26 protein-coding genes are annotated in these 26,513 nt (G+C 65.0%); 18 read left to right on the top strand and 8 right to left on the bottom strand.

Annotated elements, in window-relative coordinates; genetic code table 11:
* The first annotated feature begins 3 nt into the window (after nt 1–3).
* The 4 genes from Q9316_RS09805 to Q9316_RS09790 are packed head-to-tail and all read left to right on the top strand — an operon-like array spanning nt 4 to nt 2,955.
* Nucleotides 4–330: an XdhC family protein gene (locus Q9316_RS09805; protein WP_306034985.1), complete on the top strand. Its 327-nt coding sequence runs from the start codon at nt 4–6 to the stop codon at nt 328–330.
* The gene (locus Q9316_RS09800; RefSeq protein ID WP_306034984.1) at nt 330–1,028 is read left to right on the top strand and encodes an XdhC family protein; all 699 of its coding nucleotides are present in this window, start codon (nt 330–332) and stop codon (nt 1,026–1,028) included. The genes Q9316_RS09805 and Q9316_RS09800 overlap by 1 nt, the downstream gene beginning before the upstream one ends.
* Entirely contained in the window at nt 1,025–2,635 is a 1,611-nt protein-coding gene (locus Q9316_RS09795; RefSeq protein ID WP_306034983.1) for a molybdopterin-binding/glycosyltransferase family 2 protein, read from the top strand. The genes Q9316_RS09800 and Q9316_RS09795 overlap by 4 nt, the downstream gene beginning before the upstream one ends.
* 2 nt (nt 2,636–2,637) lie before the next feature.
* Nucleotides 2,638–2,955, top strand: coding sequence for a TfoX/Sxy family protein (locus Q9316_RS09790; protein ID WP_306034982.1), 318 nt, complete (start codon nt 2,638–2,640; stop codon nt 2,953–2,955).
* Here Q9316_RS09790 and Q9316_RS09785 read toward each other — a convergent pair.
* From Q9316_RS09785 to Q9316_RS09765, 5 genes are all read right to left on the bottom strand, one after another.
* Nucleotides 2,928–3,365: an NUDIX domain-containing protein gene (locus Q9316_RS09785; protein WP_306034981.1), complete on the bottom strand. Its 438-nt coding sequence runs from the start codon at nt 3,363–3,365 to the stop codon at nt 2,928–2,930. The two genes, Q9316_RS09790 and Q9316_RS09785, sit on opposite strands and share 28 nt — an antisense overlap.
* A gap of 9 nt (nt 3,366–3,374) precedes the next feature.
* The gene (locus tag Q9316_RS09780) at nt 3,375–4,877 is read right to left on the bottom strand and encodes a DEAD/DEAH box helicase (RefSeq protein WP_306034980.1); all 1,503 of its coding nucleotides are present in this window, start codon (nt 4,875–4,877) and stop codon (nt 3,375–3,377) included.
* A 192-nt stretch (nt 4,878–5,069) separates the two neighbouring features.
* On the bottom strand, nt 5,070–6,359 hold the full coding sequence (locus Q9316_RS09775; RefSeq protein ID WP_306034979.1) for a M23 family metallopeptidase: 1,290 nt from the start codon (nt 6,357–6,359) through the stop codon (nt 5,070–5,072).
* A gap of 99 nt (nt 6,360–6,458) precedes the next feature.
* Entirely contained in the window at nt 6,459–7,286 is an 828-nt protein-coding gene (locus Q9316_RS09770) for a ferritin-like domain-containing protein (RefSeq protein ID WP_306034978.1), read from the bottom strand.
* Between the two features lie 22 nt (nt 7,287–7,308).
* Nucleotides 7,309–7,776, bottom strand: coding sequence for a peroxiredoxin (locus Q9316_RS09765; protein ID WP_306034977.1), 468 nt, complete (start codon nt 7,774–7,776; stop codon nt 7,309–7,311).
* A 149-nt stretch (nt 7,777–7,925) separates the two neighbouring features.
* Between Q9316_RS09765 and Q9316_RS09760 the strand changes: the two genes are divergently transcribed.
* The gene (locus tag Q9316_RS09760) at nt 7,926–11,318 is read left to right on the top strand and encodes a YhdP family protein (protein ID WP_306034976.1); all 3,393 of its coding nucleotides are present in this window, start codon (nt 7,926–7,928) and stop codon (nt 11,316–11,318) included.
* Nucleotides 11,319–11,340: 22 nt separating this feature from the next.
* Here Q9316_RS09760 and Q9316_RS09755 read toward each other — a convergent pair whose 3' ends face one another.
* Complete coding sequence (locus Q9316_RS09755) at nt 11,341–11,829, bottom strand: hypothetical protein (protein ID WP_306034975.1); 489 nt, start codon at nt 11,827–11,829, stop codon at nt 11,341–11,343.
* Between the two features lie 14 nt (nt 11,830–11,843).
* The gene (tyrS, locus tag Q9316_RS09750; protein ID WP_306034974.1) at nt 11,844–13,097 is read right to left on the bottom strand and encodes a tyrosine--tRNA ligase; all 1,254 of its coding nucleotides are present in this window, start codon (nt 13,095–13,097) and stop codon (nt 11,844–11,846) included.
* An 88-nt stretch (nt 13,098–13,185) separates the two neighbouring features.
* Between tyrS and Q9316_RS09745 the strand changes: the two genes are divergently transcribed.
* Nucleotides 13,186–14,316: an anhydro-N-acetylmuramic acid kinase gene (locus tag Q9316_RS09745; protein WP_306034973.1), complete on the top strand. Its 1,131-nt coding sequence runs from the start codon at nt 13,186–13,188 to the stop codon at nt 14,314–14,316.
* Nucleotides 14,317–14,407: 91 nt separating this feature from the next.
* Nucleotides 14,408–15,586 (top strand): GGDEF domain-containing protein, encoded by a 1,179-nt coding sequence (locus tag Q9316_RS09740; RefSeq protein WP_306034972.1) that lies wholly within the window; start codon nt 14,408–14,410, stop codon nt 15,584–15,586.
* Nucleotides 15,587–15,646: 60 nt separating this feature from the next.
* Here the strand turns inward: Q9316_RS09740 and Q9316_RS09735 are convergent, their stop codons facing one another.
* Nucleotides 15,647–16,324 carry an alpha/beta hydrolase gene (locus tag Q9316_RS09735; RefSeq protein WP_306034971.1) on the bottom strand — a complete coding sequence of 226 codons (678 nt, stop codon included), beginning with the start codon at nt 16,322–16,324 and terminating at the stop codon, nt 15,647–15,649.
* 212 nt (nt 16,325–16,536) lie between these two features.
* Between Q9316_RS09735 and Q9316_RS09730 the strand changes: the two genes are divergently transcribed.
* From Q9316_RS09730 to Q9316_RS09680, 11 genes are all read left to right on the top strand, one after another.
* Entirely contained in the window at nt 16,537–17,706 is a 1,170-nt protein-coding gene (locus Q9316_RS09730) for a cysteine desulfurase family protein (RefSeq protein ID WP_306034970.1), read from the top strand.
* 138 nt (nt 17,707–17,844) lie between these two features.
* Nucleotides 17,845–19,314, top strand: a complete 1,470-nt coding sequence (sufB, locus tag Q9316_RS09725; protein WP_306034969.1) for a Fe-S cluster assembly protein SufB — start codon at nt 17,845–17,847, stop codon at nt 19,312–19,314.
* Between the two features lie 111 nt (nt 19,315–19,425).
* The gene (locus Q9316_RS09720; protein WP_306034968.1) at nt 19,426–19,587 is read left to right on the top strand and encodes a hypothetical protein; all 162 of its coding nucleotides are present in this window, start codon (nt 19,426–19,428) and stop codon (nt 19,585–19,587) included.
* 45 nt (nt 19,588–19,632) lie between these two features.
* Complete coding sequence (locus tag Q9316_RS09715) at nt 19,633–19,881, top strand: hypothetical protein (protein ID WP_306034967.1); 249 nt, start codon at nt 19,633–19,635, stop codon at nt 19,879–19,881.
* Nucleotides 19,882–19,891: 10 nt separating this feature from the next.
* Nucleotides 19,892–20,647 (top strand): Fe-S cluster assembly ATPase SufC, encoded by a 756-nt coding sequence (gene sufC / locus Q9316_RS09710; protein WP_064330102.1) that lies wholly within the window; start codon nt 19,892–19,894, stop codon nt 20,645–20,647.
* Nucleotides 20,648–20,671: 24 nt separating this feature from the next.
* Nucleotides 20,672–21,946 carry a Fe-S cluster assembly protein SufD gene (gene sufD / locus Q9316_RS09705; RefSeq protein WP_306034966.1) on the top strand — a complete coding sequence of 425 codons (1,275 nt, stop codon included), beginning with the start codon at nt 20,672–20,674 and terminating at the stop codon, nt 21,944–21,946.
* A gap of 26 nt (nt 21,947–21,972) precedes the next feature.
* Complete coding sequence (locus Q9316_RS09700; RefSeq protein WP_306034965.1) at nt 21,973–23,220, top strand: cysteine desulfurase; 1,248 nt, start codon at nt 21,973–21,975, stop codon at nt 23,218–23,220.
* A gap of 11 nt (nt 23,221–23,231) precedes the next feature.
* Nucleotides 23,232–23,612, top strand: a complete 381-nt coding sequence (locus tag Q9316_RS09695) for an SUF system Fe-S cluster assembly protein (protein ID WP_306034964.1) — start codon at nt 23,232–23,234, stop codon at nt 23,610–23,612.
* 79 nt (nt 23,613–23,691) lie between these two features.
* The gene (gene sufA, locus Q9316_RS09690) at nt 23,692–24,081 is read left to right on the top strand and encodes a Fe-S cluster assembly scaffold SufA (RefSeq protein WP_306034963.1); all 390 of its coding nucleotides are present in this window, start codon (nt 23,692–23,694) and stop codon (nt 24,079–24,081) included.
* A 119-nt stretch (nt 24,082–24,200) separates the two neighbouring features.
* Entirely contained in the window at nt 24,201–26,063 is a 1,863-nt protein-coding gene (locus Q9316_RS09685; protein WP_306034962.1) for a PAS domain S-box protein, read from the top strand.
* Nucleotides 26,047–26,454 (top strand): response regulator, encoded by a 408-nt coding sequence (locus Q9316_RS09680; RefSeq protein ID WP_306034961.1) that lies wholly within the window; start codon nt 26,047–26,049, stop codon nt 26,452–26,454. Before Q9316_RS09685 ends, Q9316_RS09680 begins: the two co-directional genes overlap by 17 nt.
* Nucleotides 26,455–26,513: the final 59 nt, after the last annotated feature.

Genomic DNA, 26,513 nt, shown 5'->3' with positions numbered 1-26,513 from the left:
AGAATGGACGCGACCGATATGCTGGACCCTCTGGCGACCGCGGAACGCTGGATGGACGACGGACGCATGGTGGCGCTCGCCACGGTGGTGGAGACCTGGGGTTCAGCGCCGCGCCCGGTCGGCAGCCATCTGGTCATCGACGGCAAGGGCAATTTCCATGGCTCCGTCTCCGGCGGCTGCGTCGAGGGCGCGGTGATCAGCGAGGCGATGGAAGTGATAGGCGACGGCGAGCCGCGCATGCTGGAGTTCGGCGTTGCCGATGAAACCGCCTGGCGCGTCGGGCTTTCCTGCGGCGGGCGCATCCGCGTCTATGTGGAACGGGTGGGCTGATGGATCCTTATCTGCTGCGAAAACTGAACAGGGAACGCGCCGCGCGCCGCGCCGTCATCCACCTGACGGACCTCGGCGACGGGCGCGACCGGGTGATCTGCGAGGGCGATCCCGTTGCCGGGCCGTTGGGCGAGAGTATCGCGAATGCTTTCCGCTCGGGGAAATCCGGCGTGGTGGAGGTGGAAGACCGGAAATTCTTCCTGAACGTTCACCTGCCACCGGCGCGCATCGTCGTCATCGGCGCGGTACATATCAGCCAGGCGCTGGCGCGAATGGCCATGGTCGCCGGTTTTGACGTCTGCATCATCGATCCGCGCACGGCGTTTGCCACGGAAGAACGATTCGCCGGTATCGATCTCGTGGCGGAGTGGCCGGAGGACGGTTTGAAAACGCGTCCGCTCGATCCCTATACGGCGCTCGTGGCGGTGACGCACGATCCGAAGATCGACGATTTTCCCCTGTCGCAGGCATTGTCCGCTGGCTGTTTCTATGTCGGTGCGCTCGGCAGCCGGAAGACCCATGCCAAGCGCGTCGAGCGCCTGAAGGAAATGGGGCATGGCGAAGCGGAGATCGCAAGCATATCGGCGCCCATCGGCCTCGATATCGGCGCCGCAAGCCCGGCGGAGATCGCCGTCGCGGTCCTGGCCGACATCATCGAGCATCTGCGCCGCCGGCCGCTGCGCGGGGCGGCATCATGATCTTCGGGGAAATTCCGGTCGCCGAGGCAGTCGGCACGCGGCTGGCGCATGGCGTGCGGGCGGAGGGGCTTTCGCTGCACAAGGGGCATGTGGTGACTGTCGAGGACCGCACGGCGCTCGCCGCTGCCGGCGTAGCGACCGTGATCGCGGTGCGTCTTGAGGAGGGCGATATCGGTGAGGACGAGGCCGCTGCGCTGATCGCGGCGGCCATCGAGCCCGACCATCTCGCCTTCACGCCGCCCGCCACCGGCCGCATCAACCTTCATGCCAAGGCGAACGGTCTCTTCATCGCGGACCGTGCGGCCATCGACCGGTTCAATCGCATCGACTCGTCCATCACCATCGCCACCCTGCCGGATCATGCCGGCGTTTCGGCCGGCGACATGGTGGCGACGATCAAGATCATTCCGCTCGCTGTGCCCGAAAGGCTGGCGCGCGCGGCGGCGGCGGTGCTGGCGGCGGGCCGGGCGCTGGAGGTCAAGCCGTTTGCGGCGCACCGCGTCGGCCTCGTCGCCTCGCAATTGCCGACGCTCAAGGTTTCCGTCATGGACAAGACCCGGCGGCTTTTCGAACAGCGCCTGCACCCGTCCGGCAGCCGGTTGACGGACGAGATACGGGTGCCGCACCGCACGGCTGAGGTTGCGGATGCCATCCGCCGGGCCGTGCGGGAAAACGACCTTGTCGTCGTCTTCGGCGCGTCGGCCGTCACCGATGCGAACGATGTGATTCCCGCTGCCATCCGCGCCGCGGGCGGTATTGTCGAGCATGTCGGCATGCCCGTCGATCCGGGAAACCTTCTGGTGCTGGCGCGCGTCGGGACGGTGCCGGTGCTCGGTGCGCCTGGCTGCGCGCGCAGCCCGAAGGAAAACGGCTTTGACTGGGTTCTTGCCCGCATTTTCGCCGGCGAGACGCCGGGATCGCAGGAGATAACGGGCATGGGCGTTGGCGGGCTTCTTGCGGAAATCCCGAGCCGGCCGCAGCCGCGCGACCTGCGCGCGCCGGAGCGGCCCTTGTCCGTCGCGGCTTTGGTGCTCGCCGCCGGCCGCGCCAGCCGCATGAAGGGCAGCCACAAGCTGCTCGCCGCCTTCGACGGCGAAGCGCTCGTCCGCCGCTCCGTGGAGGCGGCGCTTGCGGCCAAGCCGTCACGGGTTCTGGTCGTGACGGGGCACCGGGCGGAGGAGATCGAGGCGGAGCTTGCCGGGCTCGCGATCGATATCGTGCGCAACCCGGATCACGCGCAGGGCATGTCGACGTCCCTGCGGGCAGGCGTTTCCATGCTTGGGCCGGGCTGCGACGGCGTCGTGGTGATGCTGGCGGACATGCCGCATGTCACCGGCGCGGATGTGCGCATGCTGCTTGATGCCTTTGCTGCTGCCGGCGGACATGCCATCGTGCGGGCGGTTTCGGGCGGCAAGCGCGGCAACCCCGTCGTGCTGCCCCGGTCGACCTTCGCCGCCATTCTTCATCTAGAAGGCGATGTCGGCGCGCGGCATATTGTCGAGAGCGCGGGGCTCGATGTGGTCGACGTGGAGATCGGCCAGGCGGCGCATATCGATGTCGATACGCCGGAGGCGGTCGTCGCCGCGGGCGGCATTCTGAAAGGGTAGACATGGATCGCGATACGATCGAGGAAATGTTCCAGGCGCTGGGGCCGGTGACGATCAAGCGCATGTTCGGCGGCAAGGGCATCTACCACCAGGGCCGCATCCTGGCGCTGGAAGTGTTTGGCGAGATCCTGCTGAAGGCCGACGACGAGAGCGCGCCCGACTTCGCGGCTGCCGGCTGCCGGCAGTGGTTCTATGAGGGAAAGCAGGGCAAGCCGGTGAAGATGCCCTATTGGTCGATCCCCGACGAAGCTTTCGACGATCCGGACGAGATGGGCATCTGGGTGCGGCGGGCCTACGAGGCGGCGCTGCGCGCCAGGTGACGCGTCTTGAGCGCCTTCACGGCATCGGCCGCGAAGCGCGATAGCGGCGTCGGCAGGGCGTCGAGCGGGAACCAGCCGAATTCCGGCAGCTTCTCCGGCTCCATGACGCGCGGTTCGCCGGATAAATCCTCGCTCACATAGATGAGCGAGAGCCAGTGCTGGCGCTCCTCCGCGATGATCTGCTCGGAAATGCACAGGAGATCGACGGCGCCGATGGAAAGCCCGGTTTCCTCTTCCGCCTCGCGGCGGGCGCTGTCGATCGCGCGTTCCATGTGATCGATCTTGCCGCCGACGATGTTCCACGTTCCGGCTTCCGGCGCGCGCAGGCGCCGGTAGAGCAGAAGCCTGCCCTCACGCAAAAGCGCCAGGCCGCAACCGAGGCCTGGCACGTCGATGCCGGGAATGGGCATGGATAGGGATCAGGCCTTGCCGGCGATCAGCATGAAGGCCGGAACGTCTTCGCCGAAGCCGAGCGGCGTCGGACCATCGTCCTCGTCGCGGCGATAGCGATTGCGGCGATCGCGGCTGTCGTCATTGGCCGGACGCGGAGCGGCATGGTTTGCGGCCCGCGGATTGCGAGCGGGAGTCTGCGGCCGCCCTTCCGCCTTGCGTTCAGCTTTCACGACGTCCACCTTCTCTTCGGTCTCGCTGGTCTCGATGCGGGTTTCCGCTACGCGGGTTTCACTCTTTCCACGGCCGCGCGAACGATCACGGTCGCGGTCACGACCACCGCGATCACGGCCGCCGCGGGGGCGTTCACGCTCCTCGCTCTCGGCCTGCTGCGGCAGGTCCTCGATGCCGCCGCTCAGCCATTCGACCTTCTGGTCGATCAGCTTTTCGATGGCGTCGACGAACTTTCCGTCGCGCTTGGATACAAGGGTGAAGGCTGCGCCCGAGCGGCCGGCACGGCCGGTGCGGCCGATGCGGTGGACATAGTCCTCGGCATGGATCGGGACGTCGAAGTTGAAGACGTGGCTGACGTCCGGGATGTCGAGGCCGCGGGCCGCGACGTCGGAAGCCACCAGAAGCGTCAGCTTGTTTTCCTTGAAGTTGGCCAGCATGGTCGTGCGGGCCCGCTGGTCCATGTCGCCATGCAGCGCGCCGACGGAGAAGCCGTGGCGGTCGAGCGAACGGAAGAGGTCGGCGACGTCGACCTTGCGGTTGCAGAAGATGATCGCGTTCTTCAGGTCGTCCTGCGCGCGGATGAGGTCGCGCAGCGTCGCGCGCTTCTCGTAGTCCTTGCCGTGGGTGGCGACGAAGCGCTGCGTCACCGTCTTGGCGGTGGAGGAGGGCGGCGCCACCTCGATCCGCTCGGGGTTCTGCAGGAAGCGGTCGGCCAGCTTCTGGATTTCCGGCGGCATGGTGGCCGAGAAGAACAGCGTCTGGCGGGTAAAGGGGATGAGCTTGGCGATGCGCTCGATATCCGGGATGAAGCCCATGTCGAGCATGCGATCGGCTTCGTCGATGACGAGGATCTCGACGCCCGTCATCAGCAGCTTGCCGCGCTCGCAATGGTCGAGCAGGCGGCCGGGTGTGCAGATCAGCACGTCGGCGCCGCGCTCCAGCTTGCGGTCCTGCTCGTCGAAGGAGACGCCGCCGATGAGCAGCGCGACGTTCAGCTTATGGTTCTTGCCGTATTTCTCGAAGTTCTCGGCGACCTGCGCGGCGAGTTCGCGCGTCGGCTCGAGGATGAGCGTGCGGGGCATGCGGGCCCGGGCGCGGCCCTTTTCGAGCAGCGTCAGCATCGGCAGCACGAAGGAGGCGGTCTTGCCGGTGCCCGTCTGGGCGATGCCCAGGATGTCGCGCCGCGAGAGCGCCGGGGGAATGGCGCCAGCCTGGATCGGGGTCGGGATGGTGTAACCCGAGTCGGTGACTGCGGACAGGACTTTCGGGCTCAGGCCAAGATCAGCAAAAGTGGTCAAAGGGAAAACAGTTTCCGTTCCGGTTCTTGCGAACGCTAGGGGTTCAGCAGCCACATGGCCGCGAGGATGGAGCGCAAATATGCCGAAAGTGCCGGAAAGTCAAGGAAATCAGTGAATTTGGTGAATCCGCAAGTGATTTGAACTTTGTAGCGGACAAATTTGTCATACGAAGGCGCCCGGCCTTGCGTTACGTCAATCCATGTAGGTCGTCAACTTCATGCCCGCCGTGAGGAAGCGCATCGGGTCGATGGCCTTGCCGTTGCGGCGTACTTCGTAGTGAAGATGGGGGCCTGTCGAGCGGCCCGTCGTGCCGGAAAGGCCGACCGGATCGTTGGCCTCGACATGGTCGCCGACCTTGACCGACACGCTGGAAAGATGGGCGAAGCGCGTCGTCAGGCCGTCGCCGTGGTCGATCTCGACCATGTTGCCGTAGCCGCCGGTGCGGCCGGCGACGATGACCGTGCCCGCGCCGGTGGAGCGGATCTGCGTGCCGGTGCTGGCGCGGAAATCTATGCCTGCGTGCAGCGCGAGACGGCCGAGGAAGGGATCGGTACGGTTGCCGAAACGGCTGGTGATGCTGCTGCCGGGCAGGGGATTGCCGAACGGCAGCTTGCGCGCGGTGCGGCGCGCCGTGTCGAGACGTTCCAGTGCGATATCGAGGTCGTTGATCGAATTCTCGAAGGGATCGGTGAAGGCGGCGGGCTCCACGAAGGGGCCGCCGATCGCCGTATCCGAATCGCCCTCGGCGGACGCCTGCTCGGTGACGTCGAACCCACTGCGGCGCAAAATGGTCTGGATGGCATCCGCCGTTTCCGAGGCGCCGGCCGTCAGCGACTGGATCCGGCCGATCTGCTCGTGTTCCAGGTCCTTCAGCGACAGCGTGACCTTGGAGAACAGCCGGTCGGCACGGTCGGCGACCGATTCGCCCGGCGCCGCATAGGCGAGCTGCTTCGTCTTCTGCGGCGCGCTGCCTGTCATGCCCATGATGGCGTTTATGGCGCCGGCGGCGTCCGCGCGGCGTCCATCGGTGACAGGCTTTTCGTCCGGCAGGGGCACGGTATCCGTTGCCTCGACGCCGCCGCCTTCGGCGCGGGTGAGAAGGGCGTCGAGCTTGCCGTGGCGCTGGGAAAGCGCAAGCTGCTGCTGCATCAGCTTCTCGACCTTCTCCTCCACGACCTGCTGGTCGAGGAGCTGGCGGCTGGTGACGCGATCGACCTGCGCGCGCAGCGCGGAGATGCGGTCCTCGTAGTCATGCTGCATGCGGGCCTGGCGCGCCATGGTGGCGCCGATCAGGTCGTCGCGCAGGACGAGATAGGAGGTGGCGGCAAGGTAGCCGATGGTGAACATGCCGGCAAAGCAGAAGCTGACGGCGGCCATCCAGGGGCGGATGGTCATGTGACGGATCTTGTCGCCGCTTGCCAGGATCACGACATGCCGCTGCGCGCGCTTTCCGAAGATGCGGTTTTCAGGACGCTCCGCCACCCGTTTACTCCCCGACCGATTCTGCTGTCTCAGCTTGGGAGAATTACACCTCGTTAGGGTTAATAAAGCCTTTCGCGCCGGGGTTGTGCGGCGCAAATATCAGCTCTGGCTGACGGAAACGAGTGAGCGGTAGAAGGAGGGCGTGAGGCCAGCCTCGGCGCGGGCGACATCGTTGAACGGCGGCTTCAGGGGACCTCGGAAATTGGTGCGCACCAGTTCCTTGAAGGTGGCGGACGGGTCCTTCTTCTCGCGGGCGCAGAGGAAGCGGAACCACTTTGCGCCCACGGCGACGTGTCCCTTCTCGTCGTTGTAGATGATGTCGAGGATGTCGGCGCTCGCGTCATCGCCGGTCTCGCGCATCTTGGCCTGCAGGGTGGGCGTCACGTCGAGGCCGCGCGCTTCCAGGATGAGCGGCACCACGGCAAGGCGCGCGGTCAGGTCGTTGCGCGTGTCGTGCGCCGCCTGCCACAGGCCGTCATGCGCCGGCAGGTCGCCGTAGTCCGCGCCGAGATCGCGCAGGCGGTCCCGGATGAGGCGGAAATGTTTCGCCTCCTCGAAGGCTACCTGCATCCAGCCGTCGAAAAAGGAATGCGGCACGCGCTCCGTCGTGAAGCGGGCGACGATGTCGAGCGCGAGATCGACGGCGTTGAGTTCGATATGGGCGAGCGCGTGGAGGAGCGCCACGCGGCCCTTCTGCGTGTGCAGCGAGCGCTTCTCCATGTGCTTGGGCGGAATGAGCTCCGGCTTCTCCGGCCGGCCGGGACGGCTCGGCAGGGCCGGATCGCGCGGCGAGCGCATCGAAAGCGTGCGGGCGAACCAGCGGCGGGCGGTCTCCTGCGCCAGCGTGGTCTTCAGGTCGAGATCGGCGGCCATGATGGCGGCCGTCGTTCCGCCGCGCAGGCTTTCGATATGGGGAAGGTCAATCATTCCAGCGCCTTGTCGTATATTTTTAAAGCTTCTTCGCGGCTTCGAGCACGGCCTCGACATGGCCCTTGACCTTCACCTTCGGCCAGACCTCGGCGATTTTTCCGGCGGCATCGACGAGCACGGTGGTGCGCTCGACGCCCATATAGGTGCGGCCGTACATGCTCTTTTCCTTCCACACGCCATAGGCTTCCAGCGTCTCGAGGCTCTCGTCCGAGGCGAGCGGCACGCCGAGGTCGTGTTTCTTGACGAACTTGTCGTGCTTCTTCACCGGGTCGGGCGAAAGGCCGATGAGCGCGACGCCGGCCGAGTCGAAGGCCGGCCTTGCCGCCGTGAAATCCTTCGCTTCCGTCGTGCAGCCCTCGGTGTCGTCCTTCGGGTAGAAGAAGAGCACGACGGGCCGGCCGCGGAATTCGGAGAGCGAAATGCTGCCGCCGCCATCGCGCGGAAGGGTGAAATCCGGAGCTTCGACGCCCGGGGCCAGTTCTGCCATGGGATTTCCTTTCTTTGGCCGGCTTTTTGAGTCAGGGACACGGCTTCCCGCATATATAGTGACCAGCAGAATCGTCCAGCGGCGATCGGACGAGGTGTCGCGATTCCGTAACGTGACGCGGCGGCAGGTGAAGAGGAAACCAGCGCGAGATGGGAGATATCCGCGGCGAGAAAGTCGTGTTCCGCAAGCAGGACATCGTTCCGCTGCACGAATTGCCGTCCGCGCAGGCGCACGAACCCATCGTGCTTCATGCCGTCGAGGCGAGCCGCGTGGGCATCCTCTGCCGCATCGCCGCCGCCGCCGTCGCGCTCGTCCTGTTTCTCGGCGCCGTCATCATCGGCCTCGTCGAAACCGGGCTTTTCGACAGCACGCTCAATGCGCGCGCGGTCACCGCACTCAACCAGGCGCTCGGGCCGCGCTATCGCGCGTCGGTCGACCATACGGTCCTGCGCCTTGCCGGTCTCAGCGGCTTCGCGCTCAAGGCGGAAGATGCCCGCATCATCGAGGTCGAATCGGGCAAGGAACTGGCGACAACGCAATCCGTCGGCATCGTGCTCGATCCGTGGGCGCTCGCCTCCGGCCATATCGCCGTCTCGCGGCTCGACGTGGACGGCGTCATGTTCAACGCGGCGCTGCTGCCGAAGAGCAAGCCGCTCGATCTTGCCGCCTTGCGCATTTCCGACGTTCCGGACTATCTCGAAACCACCTTCGAGCGGCTCGACGGCATCGACCGCCTGATCGATGCCAACGGCATGCAGACGGTCAGCATTTCCGATCTCGGCGCGACGTTCCAGGGGGCCAATGGCCGTTCCGTCGTGCTGTCCATCGCCAGCCTGCAGTTCTCGCGGGACGGTGAGGGCACCATGTCGATCGGCGGCACCTTCACGCTCGACGGCAAGGAGGGCGAGATCGACCTGACGGCAAGGACCGGCGACGGCTCCGTGCGCACCATGGACGGGGCGATCCGCAACATCGCGCTCGGCGACTTCCTGCTGAGCCACACGGCCGAAGGCGTGGTGCATGCCGGGCTCGACACGACGGCGGACGTCGCGATCGGGGCAAGGCGGGAAATGGACGGGCAAAAGCCGGAACTCGCCCTCGACGTGAAGCTCGCCGCCGGCGCGGTCTATGGCGACGGCATTGCCGCGGAGCTTCGCCCGTCCTCGGTGAAGGCGACCTACAATTTCGACAAGGGCTCCATCGAGCTCGCCTCGGCGGGCGCCAGCGTCGGCCAGTCGCATTTCCCCTTCACCGGCGGGCTCATAGACCTCGACCGGGTCTCGGACAGAGCCGAAAAGGGTTTTGCCATCGACCTCGTCTTCAGCAACGCCATCAGCCGGCCGATCGATTCGACCGAGGCGCCGATCCGCTTCGACGCCAAGGTGAGCGGCTTCTACCTGCCGCAAACGAAGAGCCTGCAATTCGGGGAAATGGCGGTATCGAGCGAGAAGGGCAACGTAGCCGGATCGCTCGCCATGCGCTTCGGCGAGCGGGAGCCGGAGGTGAGCTTCGTGATGATCGCCAGCGAGCTGCAATCGGTGGCGGTCAAGCAGTTCTGGCCCTTCTGGATGGCCAAGACGGCGCGTAGCTGGGTCATCAAGAACATTTTTGGCGGCACCGTCACCAATGGCCGCATCGAGTTCTACCTCGCCGAGGGGCGGGAGCGCGAGCCCGGCGTGCCGATGCATCTCGACGCGAACGAGTTGAAGATCGATTTCGACATCGAGGGCGCGCGCATGAATGTCGCGGGTGAAATCCCGCCGCTGCGCGACACGTCCGGAACGTTCCGCCTGCGCGGTCCGCGCACGGAAATCGGCATTACCGGCGGCACGGCCTATTTCCCGTCCGGCCGGTCCGTGGCGCTGACCGGCGGCACCTTCGTCCTGCCTGACAATTACACCAAACCGCTGATGGCGGACATGGACATCGACGTCGCGGGCAATGCGGACGCCATCGCCGAACTCGTCACCTACCGCCCGATCCGCGCGCTGCCGGCGACGGGTTTTTCGCCCGAGGACTTCACCGGTGACGTGAAGGCCAAGGTGAAGGCGCATTTCGGGGTGATCTCCGCCCACAATCCGCCGCCCCCGCAGTGGACCGCCGCGCTGACGCTCGATGACGTGGACGTGCGCAAGCCGATTGCCGGGCGCAACGTGACGGGACTTCGCGGCCTCCTGGCGATCGATCCGCAAATGGCCGATCTCGACGCGAGGGCCGACATCGACGGCGTGACGCTGGATCTGGAATTGATCGAGCCGGTCAGCAAGACATCCGACCTCAAGCGCAAGACGGTGCTGTCGGGTACGCTGAACAACAAGGAGCGTGCCAAGCTGCTGCCGGGCCTCGAGAACGTGCTGGAGGGCGAGATCGGCTTTCGCATGGAGCAGGAAGGCGACGGGCCGCGCAGCGTCGAGGTGGATGTCAGCGGCGCTGCCGTCTCCATTCCGTGGATCGGCTGGACCAAGGGCGCGGGCATCGGCGGCAAGGTCACGCTGATCGCGGAGACCAGGGAGGGCAAGACGAAGGTCTCCGATTTCCGCTTCGCCGGAGACGGCTTCAGCGCGGCGGGCGACCTCGTCTTCACCGGTGCCTCGCTGCAATCGGCGAACTTCTCGACGGTCCGGCTTTCGGCCGACGATCGCTTCCGGCTGAAGGTGGACCGCAACAAGGGCGGTTACGCGGTGGTCGCCGATGGCGAGGTGGCGGATGTGCGCGCCGTGCTGGCGCGGCTGAAGAACACGACGGGCGACGGCGGCGGCGCAGACAAGCAGGGCGCCACCGTCGAAGCCAGGTTGAAACGGGCGGTCGGTTTCAATGGCGAAAGCCTTTCGAACGTGAATTTCCGCTACACGACGACCGGTACGCGCATCGCGGCGCTCGATCTCTCCGCCGTGACGGCGGGCGGCGCGCCGCTGATCGCGCAGATGGCCAAGAGCGGCGACACCGATATCATCGAGCTGACAGGCGGTGATGCCGGCGCGGTCGCGCGTTTTGCGGACATCTACCGCCACATGCGGGGCGGCCTCCTTAATGTCCGCCTGCGCGAGACGACAAACAGAGGCTGGCTCGGCTCCGTCGACATCCGCAACTTCGCGCTGGTCGGAGAAGAGCGGCTGCGCTCCCTCGTCTCCACGCCGACTGGCGAAAGCGGCCGCAGCCTGAACGATGCGGTGCGCCGGGAAATCGACGTCAGCGCCGTCAAGTTCTCGCGCGCCTTCGCGCAGGTGCGCGCGGGCGGCGGGGCGCTCAGACTTGCCAATGGTGTGGTGCGCGGCGAATCGGTCGGGGCGACGTTCCAGGGCACCGTGCGCGATGCCAACGGCCAGACCGAGATGACCGGCACCTTCATGCCGGCCTACGGCCTCAACCGCCTCTTCGCGGAATTGCCGCTGATCGGCATCATCCTCGGCAACGGCAACGACCGCGGCCTGATCGGCATCACCTTCAAGCTCTCCGGCGCCTTCGACAAGCCGAAGCTTACCATCAACCCGCTCTCGATCATCGCCCCCGGCGTCTTCCGCAACATCTTCGAGTTCCAGTGAGACGACGCAATGCCGCGCCGGCTCAGATGCCTTGCCGACTATGCAGCGTCTTCCGGTGAGACAGCCAGTCAGGCCACAGGGTTTCGACAGCTTCACACCGGGCCTGAATGGCCCGCGGAGTGGCCGTGTCACCGCTCCCGACGCGATAACGCGCGTCGGAAACGGACGTGACGATGACCGGATCGGCGCCGAACTGGTCGGCGGTGATGTCCAGGATGAGGTTGCCGCTCATCACCCAGGCATGGCTTTCCCAGCGCGTGCCGCTGAAGAAGCCGAACGGACCGATCTCCTTGCCTGCCTCGGCGAAACGCGGGATTCCATTGACCCATTCCGCCGAATGGCCCTCCAGGCGGAGCGCGTCACGCAGGAACAGACTGCTTCTTCCACAGGTATGGTGCGATGCGATTGCCGGAATGGGTTCGCCGCTCGCTTGTCGCCAGCGAACCCAGGCCGGTTCCAGAAATGCCCTCGCGGCCGAGGCGAGGCGGAAAAGCGCCGCTTCCCGGCTCATCCGGCCAGCCTTCCTCAGGCGGGGCGCACGAGGATGTGCTTCTTCTTGCCGAGCGACAGCTTGATCACGCCGTCCGCGGAGATGTCGGCCGTGCTTATCAGGCGGCGTTCGTCCGAGACCGCGGCGTCGTTGATGCGCACCGCGCCGCCCTGCACATGCCGGCGGGCTTCGCCGTTGGAGGTGGCGAGGCCGGCCTTGACGACGAGCGTAAGGAGGCCGATGCCGGCTTCCAGCTCGCTCGCGGCGACATCGACCGACGGCAGGTTCTCAGCGATCGCACCTTCCTCGAAGGTCTTGCGGGCGGTCTCGGCGGCCTGATCGGCCGCCTCGCGGCCGTGCAGCATCGCCGTCACTTCCGTCGCGAGGATCTTCTTCACCTCGTTGATCTCGGCACCGCCGAGCGCGGAAAGGCGGGCGATCTCGTCCATCGGCAGCGTCGTGTAGAGCTTCAGGAAGCGCGAGACGTCGGCATCTTCCGTGTTGCGCCAGTACTGCCAGAAATCATAGGCCGAGAGCATTTCCGGGTTCAGCCACACGGCGCCGGAGAGCGACTTGCCCATCTTGGCGCCCGAGGCGGTGGTCAGCAGCGGCGAGGTCAGCGCGTAGAGCTGCTGTGTGCCCATGCGGTGGCCGAGGTCGATGCCGTTGATGATGTTGCCCCACTGGTCCGAGCCGCCCATCTGGAGACGGCAGCCATAGCGCTTCGACAGTTCGACGAAGTCGTAAGCCTGGAGGATCATGTAGTTGAATTCGAGGAAGGACAGGGAGTGCTCCCGGTCGAGCCGCGTCTTCACGCTGTCGAAGGCGAGCATACGGTTGACCGAGAAATGCCGGCCGACGTCGCGCAGGAATTCGAGGTAATTGATGCCGAGCAGCCAGTCGGCATTGTTGATCATCAGCGCGTCCTTCGCGCCGTCGCCGTAGGTCAGGTAATTGGAGAAGACCTTCTTGATGCCGGCGATGTTGGCGTTCAGCGTTTCCGGCGTCAGGAGCTGGCGCGCCTCGTCCTTGAAGGAGGGGTCGCCGACCATGCCGGTGCCGCCGCCCATCAGCGAGATCGGCCGGTGGCCGGTCTGCTGGAACCAGTGCAGCATCATGATCTGGATGAGACCGCCCGCATGCAGGCTCGGTGCCGTCGGGTCGAAGCCGATATAGGCCGTCACGGTTTCCTTGGCCAGGAGGTCGTCGAGGCCGGTTTCATCGGAGATCTGGTGGATGAAGCCGCGCTCTTTCAGCGTGCGAAGGAAATCGGATTTGAATTCGGACATGGCCTGTTTCTCTGGTGGGATTGTTTCGGTGGGGCGTTTACCACCTTTATGTTGAATAATCACCTTTTTGTTGATTCTGGAGTCGGCGATGACGGTATGGACAGCGATCGGCCTGATGAGCGGCACGAGCCTCGACGGCATCGACGTCGCACTGGTGCGCACGGACGGCGAGAGCGTGGTCGAACGCGGGCCTTCGACGGGCCGCGCCTACGACGCCGCCTTCCGCCGCCGCCTGCAGGGCGCGCTGGAGACGGCCAAGGCGATCGAGGAGCGCGCCGCGCGGCCGGGCGATCTTGCCGATATCGAGCGGGCGCTGACCCTTCGCCATGCCGAGGCCGTGCGCGCGTTCCTTGCCGAAAACGGCCTGACGGCGGCGGATATCGATGTTATTGGCTTTCACGGCCAGACGGTGCTGCACCGGCCGAATGCCGGCCTGACGGTGCAGCTCGGCGATGGCGCGCTGCTGGCGCGCGAGACGGGCATCGACGTCGTCTACGATATGCGGGCGAACGACATGGCGCATGGCGGGCAGGGGGCGCCGCTTATTCCCGCCTATCATGCCGCGCTGGCCGCCGGCCTGTCCAATTCCACGGGCAAGGCCGTGGTCTTCGTCAATATCGGCGGCATTTCCAATCTCACCTTCATCGGCAGCGGTGGCGAAATCGTCGCCTATGACAGCGGGCCGGGCAACACGCTGATCGACCAGTGGGTGGAGGCCCATGCCGGCATTCCCTACGACCAGGGCGGCATGATCGCCTCGGAAGGCCGGGTCGATCCTGATCTTGCCGAGCGTTACCTCGGACACGCCTTCTTCACCGATCCGGTGCGCCGCTCGCTCGACCGGAACGATTTCCGTCCGCCGGAAGAAAGCGATGCGAGCCTGGAGGACGGCGCGCGCACGCTGGCGCACGTCACCGCCGCCGCCATCCTTCGCTCCGCCCGCCACCTGCCGGAGCGACCGAAGCTCTATGTCGTCTGCGGCGGCGGGCGGCTGAACCGGGTCGTCATGGACGACCTTTCGGCGCTCGCGGAGGTGGAGGGCGCGGAAATCGTTTCTGCCGAGGCGGTCGAGTTGAACGGCGACAGCATGGAGGCGGAGGCCTGGGCCTATCTCGCCGTGCGCTCCCTGCGCGGCCTGCCGCTGACCTTTCCGGGAACGACCGGCGTCAGGGCGCCCGTCACCGGCGGCCTATTGCAGAAAGCAGCTACTCCCGGTTAACGCTTTCTTCGCGGCTGCTCCTTAGCATTGCTCTCGATCGTTCCGGGGCGCTTTTGCACGGATACGGTTTGTATCTTGCGTAGGGTGGCTGATGAGTGGCGCAGGTTTCCTGCTGACGGTGAACTTCCTCATCGCGCAGTGTTTCTGCATGTTTTTCCTGGCGGTTTCCGCCCGCAGCCGCAATCGCGTCGCCGCCCGGTGGTTTGCCGGCTGTTTTGCCGTGGCCTCCCTGTCGACCGTCTTCGAGCTTCTCGTCGCCTATGTTCCTCCGCCCAAGCCCTGGGCGATCCTGGCTTTTGCCTCCGTGCTGGGCGGCATGTTCATGCTGCGTATCGGCATCGGCCATCTCTACGGTCTGAAGTCCAATCGCGCGTCGCTGGCGGCCGTCTTCGTCGCCTTCGTCGTGCTCGATTATCTCATCTACGATTTGCCCCGCGGCACGCTGCAACATGCACTGCCCTACCAGATGCCTTTCGCGGTCGCGCTCGGCATGAGCGCCTGGGCGGCCTGGCGGGCCCGCGTGAAAACCTTCGTCGACCGGGCGCTCGTCGTGCTGCTGGCGTTGACCAGCGCGCATTTCGTCGTAAAGGCCTTCGCCGCCGTTCTCGCCGGTTCGGGCACCACGGCAAAGGACTATATTTCCAGCCAGTTCGCCTTGCTGTCGCAGAGCATGAGCGCGGTGCTGATCGTCACCGTCGGCCTGATGCTGCTCTGTGTATTGGTGCTGGAGATCGTCGCGGACGAGAAGGTCAATGCGGAGGTCGACCCGCTGTCCGGCCTGCTCAACCGCCGCGGCTTCGACAATCGCGTCGATGCGCTTATGGCCGGGCAGGGGCCGCACAGCATCGTGCTGTGCGATCTCGATCACTTCAAGTCCGTCAACGACACCCACGGCCACCAGGGTGGCGACGCCGCCATTCGCGCCTTCGGGGAAATGCTCCAGGCTGCCGCGCCGAGGGGCGCGCTTGCCGCCCGCATCGGCGGGGAGGAGTTCATGCTGTTCCTGCCGAATACCGGCAAGCAGGCCGCCCTGCTCTTTGCCCATGCCCTGCGCGCCACCCGCTCCGTCTCGCCCATTCCCGGCCTGCCGCCGGCCGTGCGCGTCACGTCCAGCTTCGGCGTGGCGGAAGTCGGCGAGACGGAACCGCTGCGTTTTGCCATGCGCCGCGCCGACGATGCGCTCTATGCCGCCAAGAATGCCGGCCGCGACTGCGTGCGCGAGGCCGAGCCGCCGGCGCAGGTGCTTGAAGTCGTTAGACGGACAAACTGACGGCAAAGAAAAAGCCCGATGGCGGACCATCGGGCTTTTTTCGTTTCGGGTTTCTGCCGCTCAGCGGATACGCTTGGCGGCCGGTTCCGGCGTCAGTTCGCCGGCAAGGCGGCGATCGAGATAGTCCTCGCATTCGGCCATCAGCGTTTCGGTCTGGCCGTTGAAGAAGTGGTTGGCGCCCGGCACCGTGCGGTGCGTGATCAGAATCCCCTTCTGCGTCTTCAGCTTTTCCACGAGCCCATTGACGTCCTTTTCCGGCGCGACCTTGTCGGCTTCGCCGTTGATGATGAGGCCGGACGACGGGCAGGGGGCGAGGAACGAGAAGTCATAGGTGTTCGGCTGCGGCGCGATCGACATGAAGCCTTCGATTTCCGGCCGGCGCATCAGGAGCTGCATGCCGATCCAGGCGCCGAAGGAATAGCCGGCGACCCAGCAGCTCTTGGAATCAGGGTGCAGGCTCTGCACCCAGTCGAGCGCGGATGCCGCGTCCGACAGCTCGCCCGCGCCATGGTCGAATTCGCCCTGGCTGCGGCCGATGCCGCGGAAATTGAAGCGCAGCGTCGTGAAACCGCGCTTCTGGAACATGTAGAAGAGCTGGTAGACGATCTGGTTGTTCATCGTGCCGCCGAACTGCGGATGCGGATGCAGCACGATGGCGATCGGGGCGTTCTTCTGCTTGGACGGCTGGTAACGGCCCTCAAGGCGACCGGCAGGTCCGTTGAAGATGATTTCGGGCATTCTTACTCCGGCAAGTTCGCGTTCGGACACGGATTCTTGTCAATTCAAGTCTTGACGAAAGCACTCAGCTTTTCTAGAACCTAGTTTAGAACTATTCGAAACTGTTTGGGCGCATCGGGCGCCGTGAGCTTGGTGTCATAAGGCAAGCCCGACCGAAATTTCAAGAAAAATGCACGCCGCATTGAACTTGGCCGCGCGGGCAGGGACAACGAATGACGAAGACGGAGCGCACATATCTGGATTGGAACGCGACGGCGCCCGTGCTGCCGGCGGCGCGCGAGGCCTTTGTCGCGGCGCTCGACATGGTCGGCAATCCGTCTTCCGTCCACGGCGAGGGCCGGGCGCTGCGCATGCTGGTGGAAGCCGCGCGCCGCGACGTCGCCGCGCTGGTCGATACCGCGCCGTCGCATGTGATCTTCACGAGCGGCGCCACCGAGGCCGCCAATCTCGTCCTGACGCCCGATTACCGCATGGGCCGCACGCCGCTTGCCATCGGCCATCTCTACGTTTGCGAGATCGAGCATCCGGCGATCCGCGAAGGCGGGCGGTTCGCGCGCGAGGACGTGACGAGCATTCCGGTCACGCCGGCCGGTATCGTCGATCTCGATGCGCTGGAGACGCTTCTTCAAGGCCATGACAAGGCCAGGGGCCTGCCGATGGTCGCCGTGATGCTGGCCAACAACGAGACGGGCATCGTGCAGCCGGCCGCAGCTGTCGCGGCCATCGTTCACCGCCACGGCGGACTTTTCGTCGTGGACGCGGTCCAGGCCGCCGGCCGCATGCCGATCGAGCTCGAAGCGCTCGGGGCGGATTTCCTGATCATTTCGTCCCATAAGCTCGGTGGCCCAAAAGGCGCCGGTGCGCTCGTCTCGAAGGGCGAGGTGCTGATGCCGGTGCCGCTCATCCGGGGCGGCGGGCAGGAAAAGGGACATCGCTCGGGGACGGAGAATCCCGCGGCGCTTGCCGGCTTCGCCGCTGCCGCCCGCTTCGCCGCCGCCGATATCGCGGAGCGCAATGCCCGGATTGGTGCGCTGCGCGATGCGCTGGAGGCGGGCATGCGCGCGGTGACCAACGACGTCGTGATCCACGGCGCGCAGGTCGAGCGCATAGCCAACACTTCTTTCTTCAGCCTGCCCGATCTCAAGTCTGAAACCGGGCAGATCGCCTTCGATCTCGAAGGCATCGCGCTTTCGGCGGGCTCGGCCTGCTCGTCCGGCAAGGTCGGGCAGAGCCATGTGCTGACGGCGATGGGCTTCGATGCGGCGCTCGGCGGACTTCGCGTCTCGCTAGGGCCGGGTTCGACGGGGGCGGATGTGGAGCGCTTTCTGGCCGCTTTTGCCCGCGTCGTCTCGCGGCGGCGCATGACGGGAAACGCGGCCTGAGCGGAATCTTGCGGAAACGCGAGTTTTCGCTTGCCAAAAGGTGGGAAAAGTCCCCTTTGGCGCTTACATAACCGGCGGTAGACCCGCCACACGTTAACAAGCTGCCGGACCTTGGATCCGGCGAGATTGGAGAACGATATGCCTGCGGTGCAGGAAACGATCGATCAGGTCCGTCAGATTGACGTCGACCAGTACAAATACGGCTTCGAGACCACCATCGAGATGGACAAGGCGCCGAAGGGCCTGTCCGAGGATATCATCCGTTTCATCTCGGCCAAGAAGGACGAACCGGAATGGATGCTCGAATGGCGCCTTGAGGCATACCGCCGCTGGCTCACCATGGAAGAGCCGACCTGGGCGCGCGTCGACTATCCGAAGATCGACTTCAACGACCTCTATTATTATGCTGCGCCGAAGAACCAGAGCGGCCCGAAGTCGCTGGACGAGGTCGATCCGGAGCTGCTGAAGACCTACGAAAAGCTGGGTATCCCGCTGCGCGAGCAGGAAATCCTCGCCGGCGTGCAGACCTCGAAGATCGCGGTCGACGCCGTGTTCGATTCGGTCTCGGTCGTCACGACCTTCAAGGAAGAGCTGAAGAAGGCCGGCGTGATCTTCATGTCGATCTCCGAGGCCATCCGCGAGCATCCCGAACTGGTCAAGAAGTATCTCGGCTCCGTCGTTCCGACGACCGACAACTTCTATTCCACGCTCAACTGCGCGGTCTTCACCGACGGTTCCTTCGTCTACGTGCCGAAGGGCGTCCGCTGCCCGATGGAGCTGTCGACCTACTTCCGCATCAACGAGAAGAACACGGGCCAGTTCGAGCGCACGCTGATCATCGCCGAGGAAGGCGCCTACGTCTCCTACCTCGAAGGCTGCACCGCGCCGCAGCGCGACGAGAACCAGCTCCACGCTGCCGTCGTCGAGCTGGTCGCGCTCGATGATGCCGAGATCAAGTATTCCACCGTCCAGAACTGGTATCCGGGCGATAAGGAAGGCAAGGGCGGCATCTACAACTTCGTGACGAAGCGCGGCGATTGCCGGGGCAAGAATTCCAAGATCTCCTGGACGCAGGTCGAGACCGGTTCGGCGATCACCTGGAAGTACCCGTCCTGCATCCTGCGCGGCGATGGTTCGCGCGGCGAGTTCTACTCGATCGCGGTGTCGAACGGCCACCAGCAGATCGACAGTGGCACGAAGATGATCCATCTCGGCAAGAACACGTCGAGCCGCATCGTCTCGAAGGGCATTTCCGCGGGCTTTTCCAACAACACCTATCGCGGGCAGGTTTCGGCCCACCGCAAGGCGGAAAACGCGCGCAACTTCACCCAGTGCGACTCGCTGCTGATCGGCGACAAGTGCGGGGCGCATACCGTGCCCTATATCGAGGCGAAGAACGCGACCGCGCAGTTCGAGCACGAGGCGACCACCTCGAAGATCTCCGAAGACCAGCTCTTCTACTGCCTGCAGCGCGGCATCCCGACCGAGGCGGCGATCGCGCTGATCGTCAACGGCTTCGTCAAGGAAGTCATCCAGGAACTGCCGATGGAGTTCGCCGTCGAGGCGCAGAAGCTGATCGGCATCTCGCTGGAAGGTTCGGTCGGCTGACCGATTGGAATGCCCCGGCGGTTGGCCGCCGGGGGGCCGGACAAGGCCTTTCGATGAAGTTCACGCGTGATCCGTTATAATAGCGGTGCGGTTCTCATCGGGAGAGACGACATGGATCCGGTCAATCTGACGTACTACGCCGTGGTTTGCGGTGGACTGGCAGCGTATGCGCCCAACGTTCGGAACGTGGCCATACGCACGGCGATAGGGCTCTGCCTCGGCGGGTTCTCCGCCATGATGCTTCCGGTGGTCCATTTCTTCCTCGGCTTCTGAAACGAACGGGAGCTTCGAGCGCTCTGAACGCAGGACCTAAACATCATGCTTGAAAGCCGACCGCCGGCTGAAGGCGCGGAAATGACTTCGGGACTGAAGGCGCTTGTGTTTTCCATCTTCGTTTCGATGATCGGTGTCGTCGTAGGAATAGCGGGCCTGCTTATGAATTGGCCACTCGCAAAGCAGATAGGCTTGGGGAGCGGTTTGTTCTTGGGGGTGGTGCTGACCGTGACCGGCGAAGCCAGTACGAAACAATTGAATCGCTTCCTCTTCGGAAGACCGAAAAAAGACTGAGAGACCAGCAATGCTTGAAATCAAGAATCTGCACGCTCGCATCGCCGAAGACGGCACCGAGATCATCCGTGGCCTGAACCTCTCCGTGAAGGCCGGCGAAGTCGCCGCCATCATGGGCCCGAACGGCTCCGGCAAGTCGACGCTGTCCTACATCCTTTCCGGCCGCGAGGACTACGAAGTCACCGAGGGCGACATCCTCTACAACGGCGAGAGCATTCTCGAGCTCGACCCGTCCGAGCGCGCCGCCAAGGGCATCTTCCTCGCCTTCCAGTACCCGGTCGAAATCCCCGGCGTCGCCACCATGCAGTTCCTCAAGGTCGCGATGAACGAGCAGCGCAAGGCGCGCGGCGAAGCCGAGCTGACGACGCCGGACTTCATGCGCCGCGTCAAGGACGCCGCCGCCGAACTCAAGATCGCGCCGGAAATGCTGCGCCGTCCGCTGAACGTCGGCTTTTCCGGCGGTGAGAAGAAGCGCGCGGAAATCCTCCAGATGTCGCTGCTCGAGCCGAAGCTCTGCATCCTCGACGAGACGGATTCCGGCCTCGACATCGACGCCCTGAAGATCGTCGCCGACGGCGTCAACGCGCTGCGTTCGCCCGACCGCGCCGTCGTCGTCATCACCCACTACCAGCGCCTGCTCGACTATATCGTGCCGGATACGGTCCACGTTCTCTACAAGGGCCAGGTCATCAAGTCCGGCGACAAGACGCTGGCACACGAGCTGGAAGCAAACGGCTATGCCGACATCATCGGTGCCGCTGCCTGACGGCACCCGTGAAGGAGTGATCTCATGAACATGCAGACAGGCATGAAGCTTTCGGTCGCAGAGACCGCGCTTTGCGAAGCCTATGACCACGCGATCGGCGAGCTGCCGGGCGACGGCGCGGTGCTCGCCGCCCGCGACACGCTGATCAGCGACTTCAAGGAAGCCGGCCTTCCGACGCGCCGCGTCGAGGCCTGGCACTATACGGACCTCAAGGCGCTGCTGCGCGCCGTGCCGACCTTCGATCCGGCGGCCTCCGCCGCCAAGGTTGCCCCGCTGGTCGAAGGTTCGGCCGTGCTCTCGGTCGTCAACGGCCTTGCCGATGCCCGCGCGAGCGCCGAGGGCGTGAGGGTCGGCACCTTCGCCGCCGCGCTGGCGGACGGCACCGCCGCCGAGGGCCTTGCCGCCCGCGACGGCGACGATGCGATCGGCCGCATCAACGGCGCCTTCGTGCGCGACGGCTTCGTGCTCGACCTGCCCGACGGCACCGAGCTCGAAGCGCCGCTCGAAATCCAGACGATCCAGAATGCCGGCCAGACGCATACGCGCTTCCCGGCGACCATCGGCGCCGGCGTCAAGGGGACGATCATCGAGCGTCACCTCGCGGCGGGCGACAATGCGGCCTTCGTCACCACGGTCAGCGACATCACGCTGGCCGACGGCGCCGAAATCACCTGGATCATCTTCCAGGCGCAGGGCGGCGCGGATACGCATCTCGGCCAGATCCGCATCACGCTCGGCACGGACGCGAAACTGCGCCTCTACCTGATCAATGCCGGCGGCAAGCTCGTGCGGCAGGAAATCCACGTCGTGGTGGCGGGCGAGGGATCGGACCTGATCCTGCGCGGCATAAACCTGCTCGGCGGCGAGACGCACAACGACGTGACCTTCACGGTCGGCCACAACGTGCCGAACACGACATCGAGCGAAGTCATCCGCAACGTGATCTTCGATCGCGCCCGCGGCGTCTTCCAAGGCCAGATCCGCGTGGCGCCGGATGCGCAGAAAACCGACGCCAAGATGTCGTGCAACACGCTGCTGCTTTCGGACGAGGCTGATTTCTCGGCCAAGCCCGAGCTGGAGATCTTCGCCGACGACGTGCAGTGCGGCCACGGCGCGACCGTGATCGACATCGACCACACGCAGCTCTTTTACCTGATGGCCCGCGGCATCCCGGAAAACAAGGCGCGCGCCATGCTGGTCAACGCCTTCGTCGCCGAGATCGTCGAGGAACTGGACGACGAGCCGCTGGTCGAGGCGCTGGAAGGCGTCATCGCCGCCTGGCTGGAAAAGCACGCCTGACAAGCGTCTGACAAGGGACGAACGAGATGGAACACGCGCTGCCGACACCCGCAACGGCCTATGACGTCGAGGCGATCCGCAAGGATTTCCCGATCCTGTCGAAGACGGTCTACGGCAAGCCGCTGGTCTATCTCGATAACGGGGCTTCGGCGCAAAAGCCGCAGGCCGTGATCGACGCGATCGCGCATGCCTATTCCAACGAATATGCAAACGTGCATCGCGGCCTTCATTTCCTCTCCAATGCCGCCACGGACGCCTATGAGGCGGCGCGCGAAAAGGTGCGCCGCTTCCTGAACGCTTCTTCGGTCGATGAGATCATCTTCACGAAATCCTCGACCGAGGCGATCAACACGGTGGCCTATGGCTACGGCATGCCAAAGATCGGCGAGGGCGACGAGATCGTCCTCTCCATCATGGAGCACCACTCCAACATCGTGCCGTGGCATTTCATCCGCGAACGGCAGGGCGCCAAGCTTGTCTGGGCGCCGGTGGACGAGGCGGGCGCCTTCCATGTCGAGGACTTCGTGAAGTGCCTGACGGAGCGCACGAAGCTCATCGCCATCACGCATATGTCGAATGCGCTCGGCACCATCGTCCCGGTCAAGGAAATCTGCCGCATCGCCCGCGAGCGCGGCATTCCGGTGCTCATCGACGGCTCGCAGGGCGCCGTGCACATGCCGGTCGACGTGCGCGACATCGATTGCGACTGGTACGTGATGACCGGCCACAAGCTCTATGGCCCTTCCGGCATCGGCGTGCTGTACGGAAAGATGGACCGGCTGAAGGAGATGCGGCCGTTCCAGGGCGGCGGCGAGATGATCGTCGACGTGACGGAAGACATCGTCACCTACAACGATCCGCCGCACCGCTTCGAGGCCGGCACGCCGCCGATCGTGCAGGCGATCGGCCTCGGCCACGCGCTCGACTATATGGAAAAGATCGGCCGCGCGGCGATCTCCACCCATGAGGCAGACCTGCGTGACTACGCCTATGAACGGCTGTCGGCGATCAATTCGCTGCGCATCTTCGGCACGGCGCCGGGCAAGGGCTCGATCTTCTCGTTCGAGCTGGAAGGCATCCACGCCCATGACGTCTCGATGGTCATCGACCGGGCAGGGGTGGCGGTGCGCGCCGGCACCCATTGTGCCCAGCCGCTCTTGAAACGCTTCGGCGTCACCTCCACATGCCGGGCATCGTTCGGCATGTACAATACACGCGCCGAGGTGGATGCACTCGCCGACGCGCTCGACCATGCCCGCAAGTTCTTCGCCTGAGGAGTAGGCCCATGTCCCTCGACGCAACGGAAGACAAGATCGACGTCCGCGACGGCATCGTTCATTCGGCGATCCCGGAAGACGAGTTGGCGCGCCTCAGCGACGACATCATTTCCGCGCTGAAGACGGTCTACGACCCGGAAATCCCGGCCGACATCTTCGAGCTCGGCCTGATCTACAAGATCGACATCGAAGACGACCGCATGGTCAAGATCGACATGACGCTGACGGCGCCCGGCTGCCCGGTGGCCGGCGAGATGCCGGGCTGGGTGGAAAATGCCGTAAGCGCCGTGGAAGGCGTGTCCGGCGTCGAGGTCAGCATGACCTTCGACCCGCCGTGGACGCCGGACCGCATGTCGGAAGAGGCGCAGGTCGCCGTCGGCTGGTATTGATCCGTCCCGTCGGGGACACTAGATTCAGATTCGGAAACCATCGGGCCTTGAACCCGTTAGGTCGAAGGAGATACGGCCCATGGCCTTTGCAGTCATGACACTTACCGATGCAGCGGCAAGCCGCGTCAAGGCGATCGTCGACAATGCCGGCGGCGATGCCAAGGGCATCCGTGTCGGCATCAAGAAGGGCGGCTGCGCGGGGATGGAATACTCCGTCGATCTCGTGACCGAACCCAATGCCAAGGACGACCTGATCGAACATGGCGGCGCCCGCGTGTGGATCGCGCCGGAAGCCGTGCTCTACCTTCTCGGCACCCAGATGGATTTCGAGGTGACGACGCTGCGCTCCGGCTTCACCTTCCACAATCCGAACCAGACGTCCGCCTGCGGCTGCGGCGAATCGGTCGAACTGAAGCCGGCGGACCTTGCGGCCCTTGCCGCCGCTGGCCAGCCGACAGTGCGCGCCTGAAAACAGGCATGCGAGGACTGCAAATCCTCGCGGCTTTCCTTCGCAATCGGTTTTGCCTAGTCTCCGGCATGCGGCGCGACCCTTTCGCGCCCGCGTGATCGCCAGGAGGGGCGCGAGCGATGACCGGCTTTGCCGCCGCACTTTACGAGAACCTGCCGTTTCCCGTCCTCATCCTCGATGGCGAAGCCTCCGTCGTTTCCCATAACGAGGCTGCGGCGCGGACTTTCGGCTGGAACCGCGATGGTCGCAAGCCCGGCGCTTGCGCCGTCATCGAAGGCGCCAATCCAGCGGCCCTTCTTGCCCGCCACGCTTTGGAAGGGCGGGAGAACGCCCACGCCTTTTCCTTCCGCCACGACAACGGCACGCTCTTCGAGGCGACGGCGCATGTCATTGCCGTCCCGGACGATGCGAGCGGCGCGCGCTATGCGCTTCTCCTGCGCAGCCTCCTCAGCGGCGGCAGCCATGGCGAACAGATCCTGCTCGGCCAGCGCATCGCGGCGGCGCTCGACACGATGAACGAGGGGTTTGCGATCTTCGACGAGGAAGAGCGCCTGATCATGTTCAACCGCTCCTACAAGGAGCGGTGCGGGGAGGCTCGCGATGCAGTGCGTGTGGGTGCGACGCTGGAAAGCATCGCCCGGGCCAATATCCGCGTCGGAATGTTCCCCGGCATCGAGGAGGGCACGCCGGAAGCCGAGGCGATGGTGCGCGAGCGGCTTGAAAGCCACAGGAATACCGGGAGCGGCGGAAGCGTCTTCGAGTTCGGCAAGGACAGGTGGATCCGCGGGGAGAGCCATGTCGCCGAGACCGGAGACATCGTCGCGCTGCGTGTCGATGTCTCCGAGCTCAAGCGCACCGAGGCGGCGCTGGAGGAAAAGCGCCGCGAATATCTCTCGCTGCTGCAGATCCTGCCGGACATGATCCTGCGCTTCGACCGGAACCTGACCGTTCGCTTCGCAAACGACAAATATGCCGCCCATGTCGGCTCCACCACCGATGAGCTGATCGGCCGTCATCTGCCCGAGGTCGCCTGCGCACCGGAGCAGACGGCGCCGCTGATGGATATCTCGGCCTATTCGCGTGAAAAGCCCGTGCAGACGCTCGAAATCTGCATGGACCATGACGGCCAGCCGATGTGGATGTTGTGGACGGCGGTCGCGATCTTCGACGAAGACGGCCTCAGCGAGATCGTCAGCGTCGGGCGCGATATCACCGAGGCCAAGCGCCAGCAGCAGCAGGTGGAGGCGCAGACGAACGAGTTGCGCCGCAAGAACGAGGCGCTCGACCAGTTCACCGCGACGGTCTCGCACGATCTGAAGGCGCCGCTGCGCCATCTGTCCATGTTCGCCGAGATGATCTCGGAAGACCTGCATCGCGGCGAATTCTCCGAGCTGCCGCACTATGCCGACCATGTGCGCAAGAGCGCGGCGCGCATGCGCCGCATCATCGACAGCCTCCTGGAATTCTCGCAGATCGCCTACCGCATAAATTCGCCGAAACCGGTGGCGCTGTCCGGCGTGGTGCGCGATGCGCTGGCACTTCTGGAAAGCCATGTGCAGGAATGCGGCGGGACGGTGGATGTCCAGCCGCTGCCGGAGGTCATGGGCGATCCCGAGCTGCTGAAGCGCCTGGTGCAGAACCTGATCGGCAATGCCCTGAAATACCGCCGGCCGAGCGAGGCGCCGGCCGTCCGCATCTATTCCCGGCAGGGGCCGCAGGGCATCGATTTCATCGTGGAGGACGACGGTATCGGTATCGATCCGCAGCATGTCGGCCGGATTTTCGAGGTTTTCCAACGGCTTCACCGTGATGAAACGGTCTATCAGGGCACCGGCGTCGGCCTTGCGCTGGCGCGCCGCATCGTGGAGAGCCACAACGGGGTGATAGCGCTTGACACGAGCTATGGTCCGGGCGCACGCTTTGTCGTGACGTTTCCGCAACCCATGAAATCAAGGGGGGACGGTCGTGGCGGGCTCGCCTAGAAAGCTGATCGTGGTCGACGACGATCCCGTGGATGTACGCTTCGTCATGCGCGCCTTCAGCGATGCCGGCAGTCCCATCGAAATCACGCATGTCGCCGACGCCCAGCTTGCCTCCGACCGTCTCGATGCCGAAGCCTTCGACTATATCCTGCTCGACATCAACATGCCCGGCATCAGCGGCATGGAGTTGCTGAAGCGCTTGCGCGGGCGCGCGCGCACGGCGGTGACGCCGGTGATCATGCTGTCCTCGTCCTCCAGTACGGCGGATGTGAACCGCGCCTACGAGAACGGCGCCAATGCCTATGCCGTCAAGCCCTCGACGCTGAGCGGCTACCGCGATTTCGCCGAAGGGTTCACCCGTTTCTGGGTGGACGTCGCCATCGCACCCTGATCCTGCCTCCCTGCCCGAAAATGAAAAGCCCCGGCCGATAGGATCGGCCGGGGCGAAAA

Origin of the sequence: Shinella zoogloeoides (assembly GCF_030733845.1) — a bacterium.
Classification (GTDB): Bacteria; Pseudomonadota; Alphaproteobacteria; order Rhizobiales; family Rhizobiaceae; genus Shinella; species Shinella zoogloeoides_C.
This window is presented reverse-complemented; position numbering and strand designations above follow the sequence as displayed.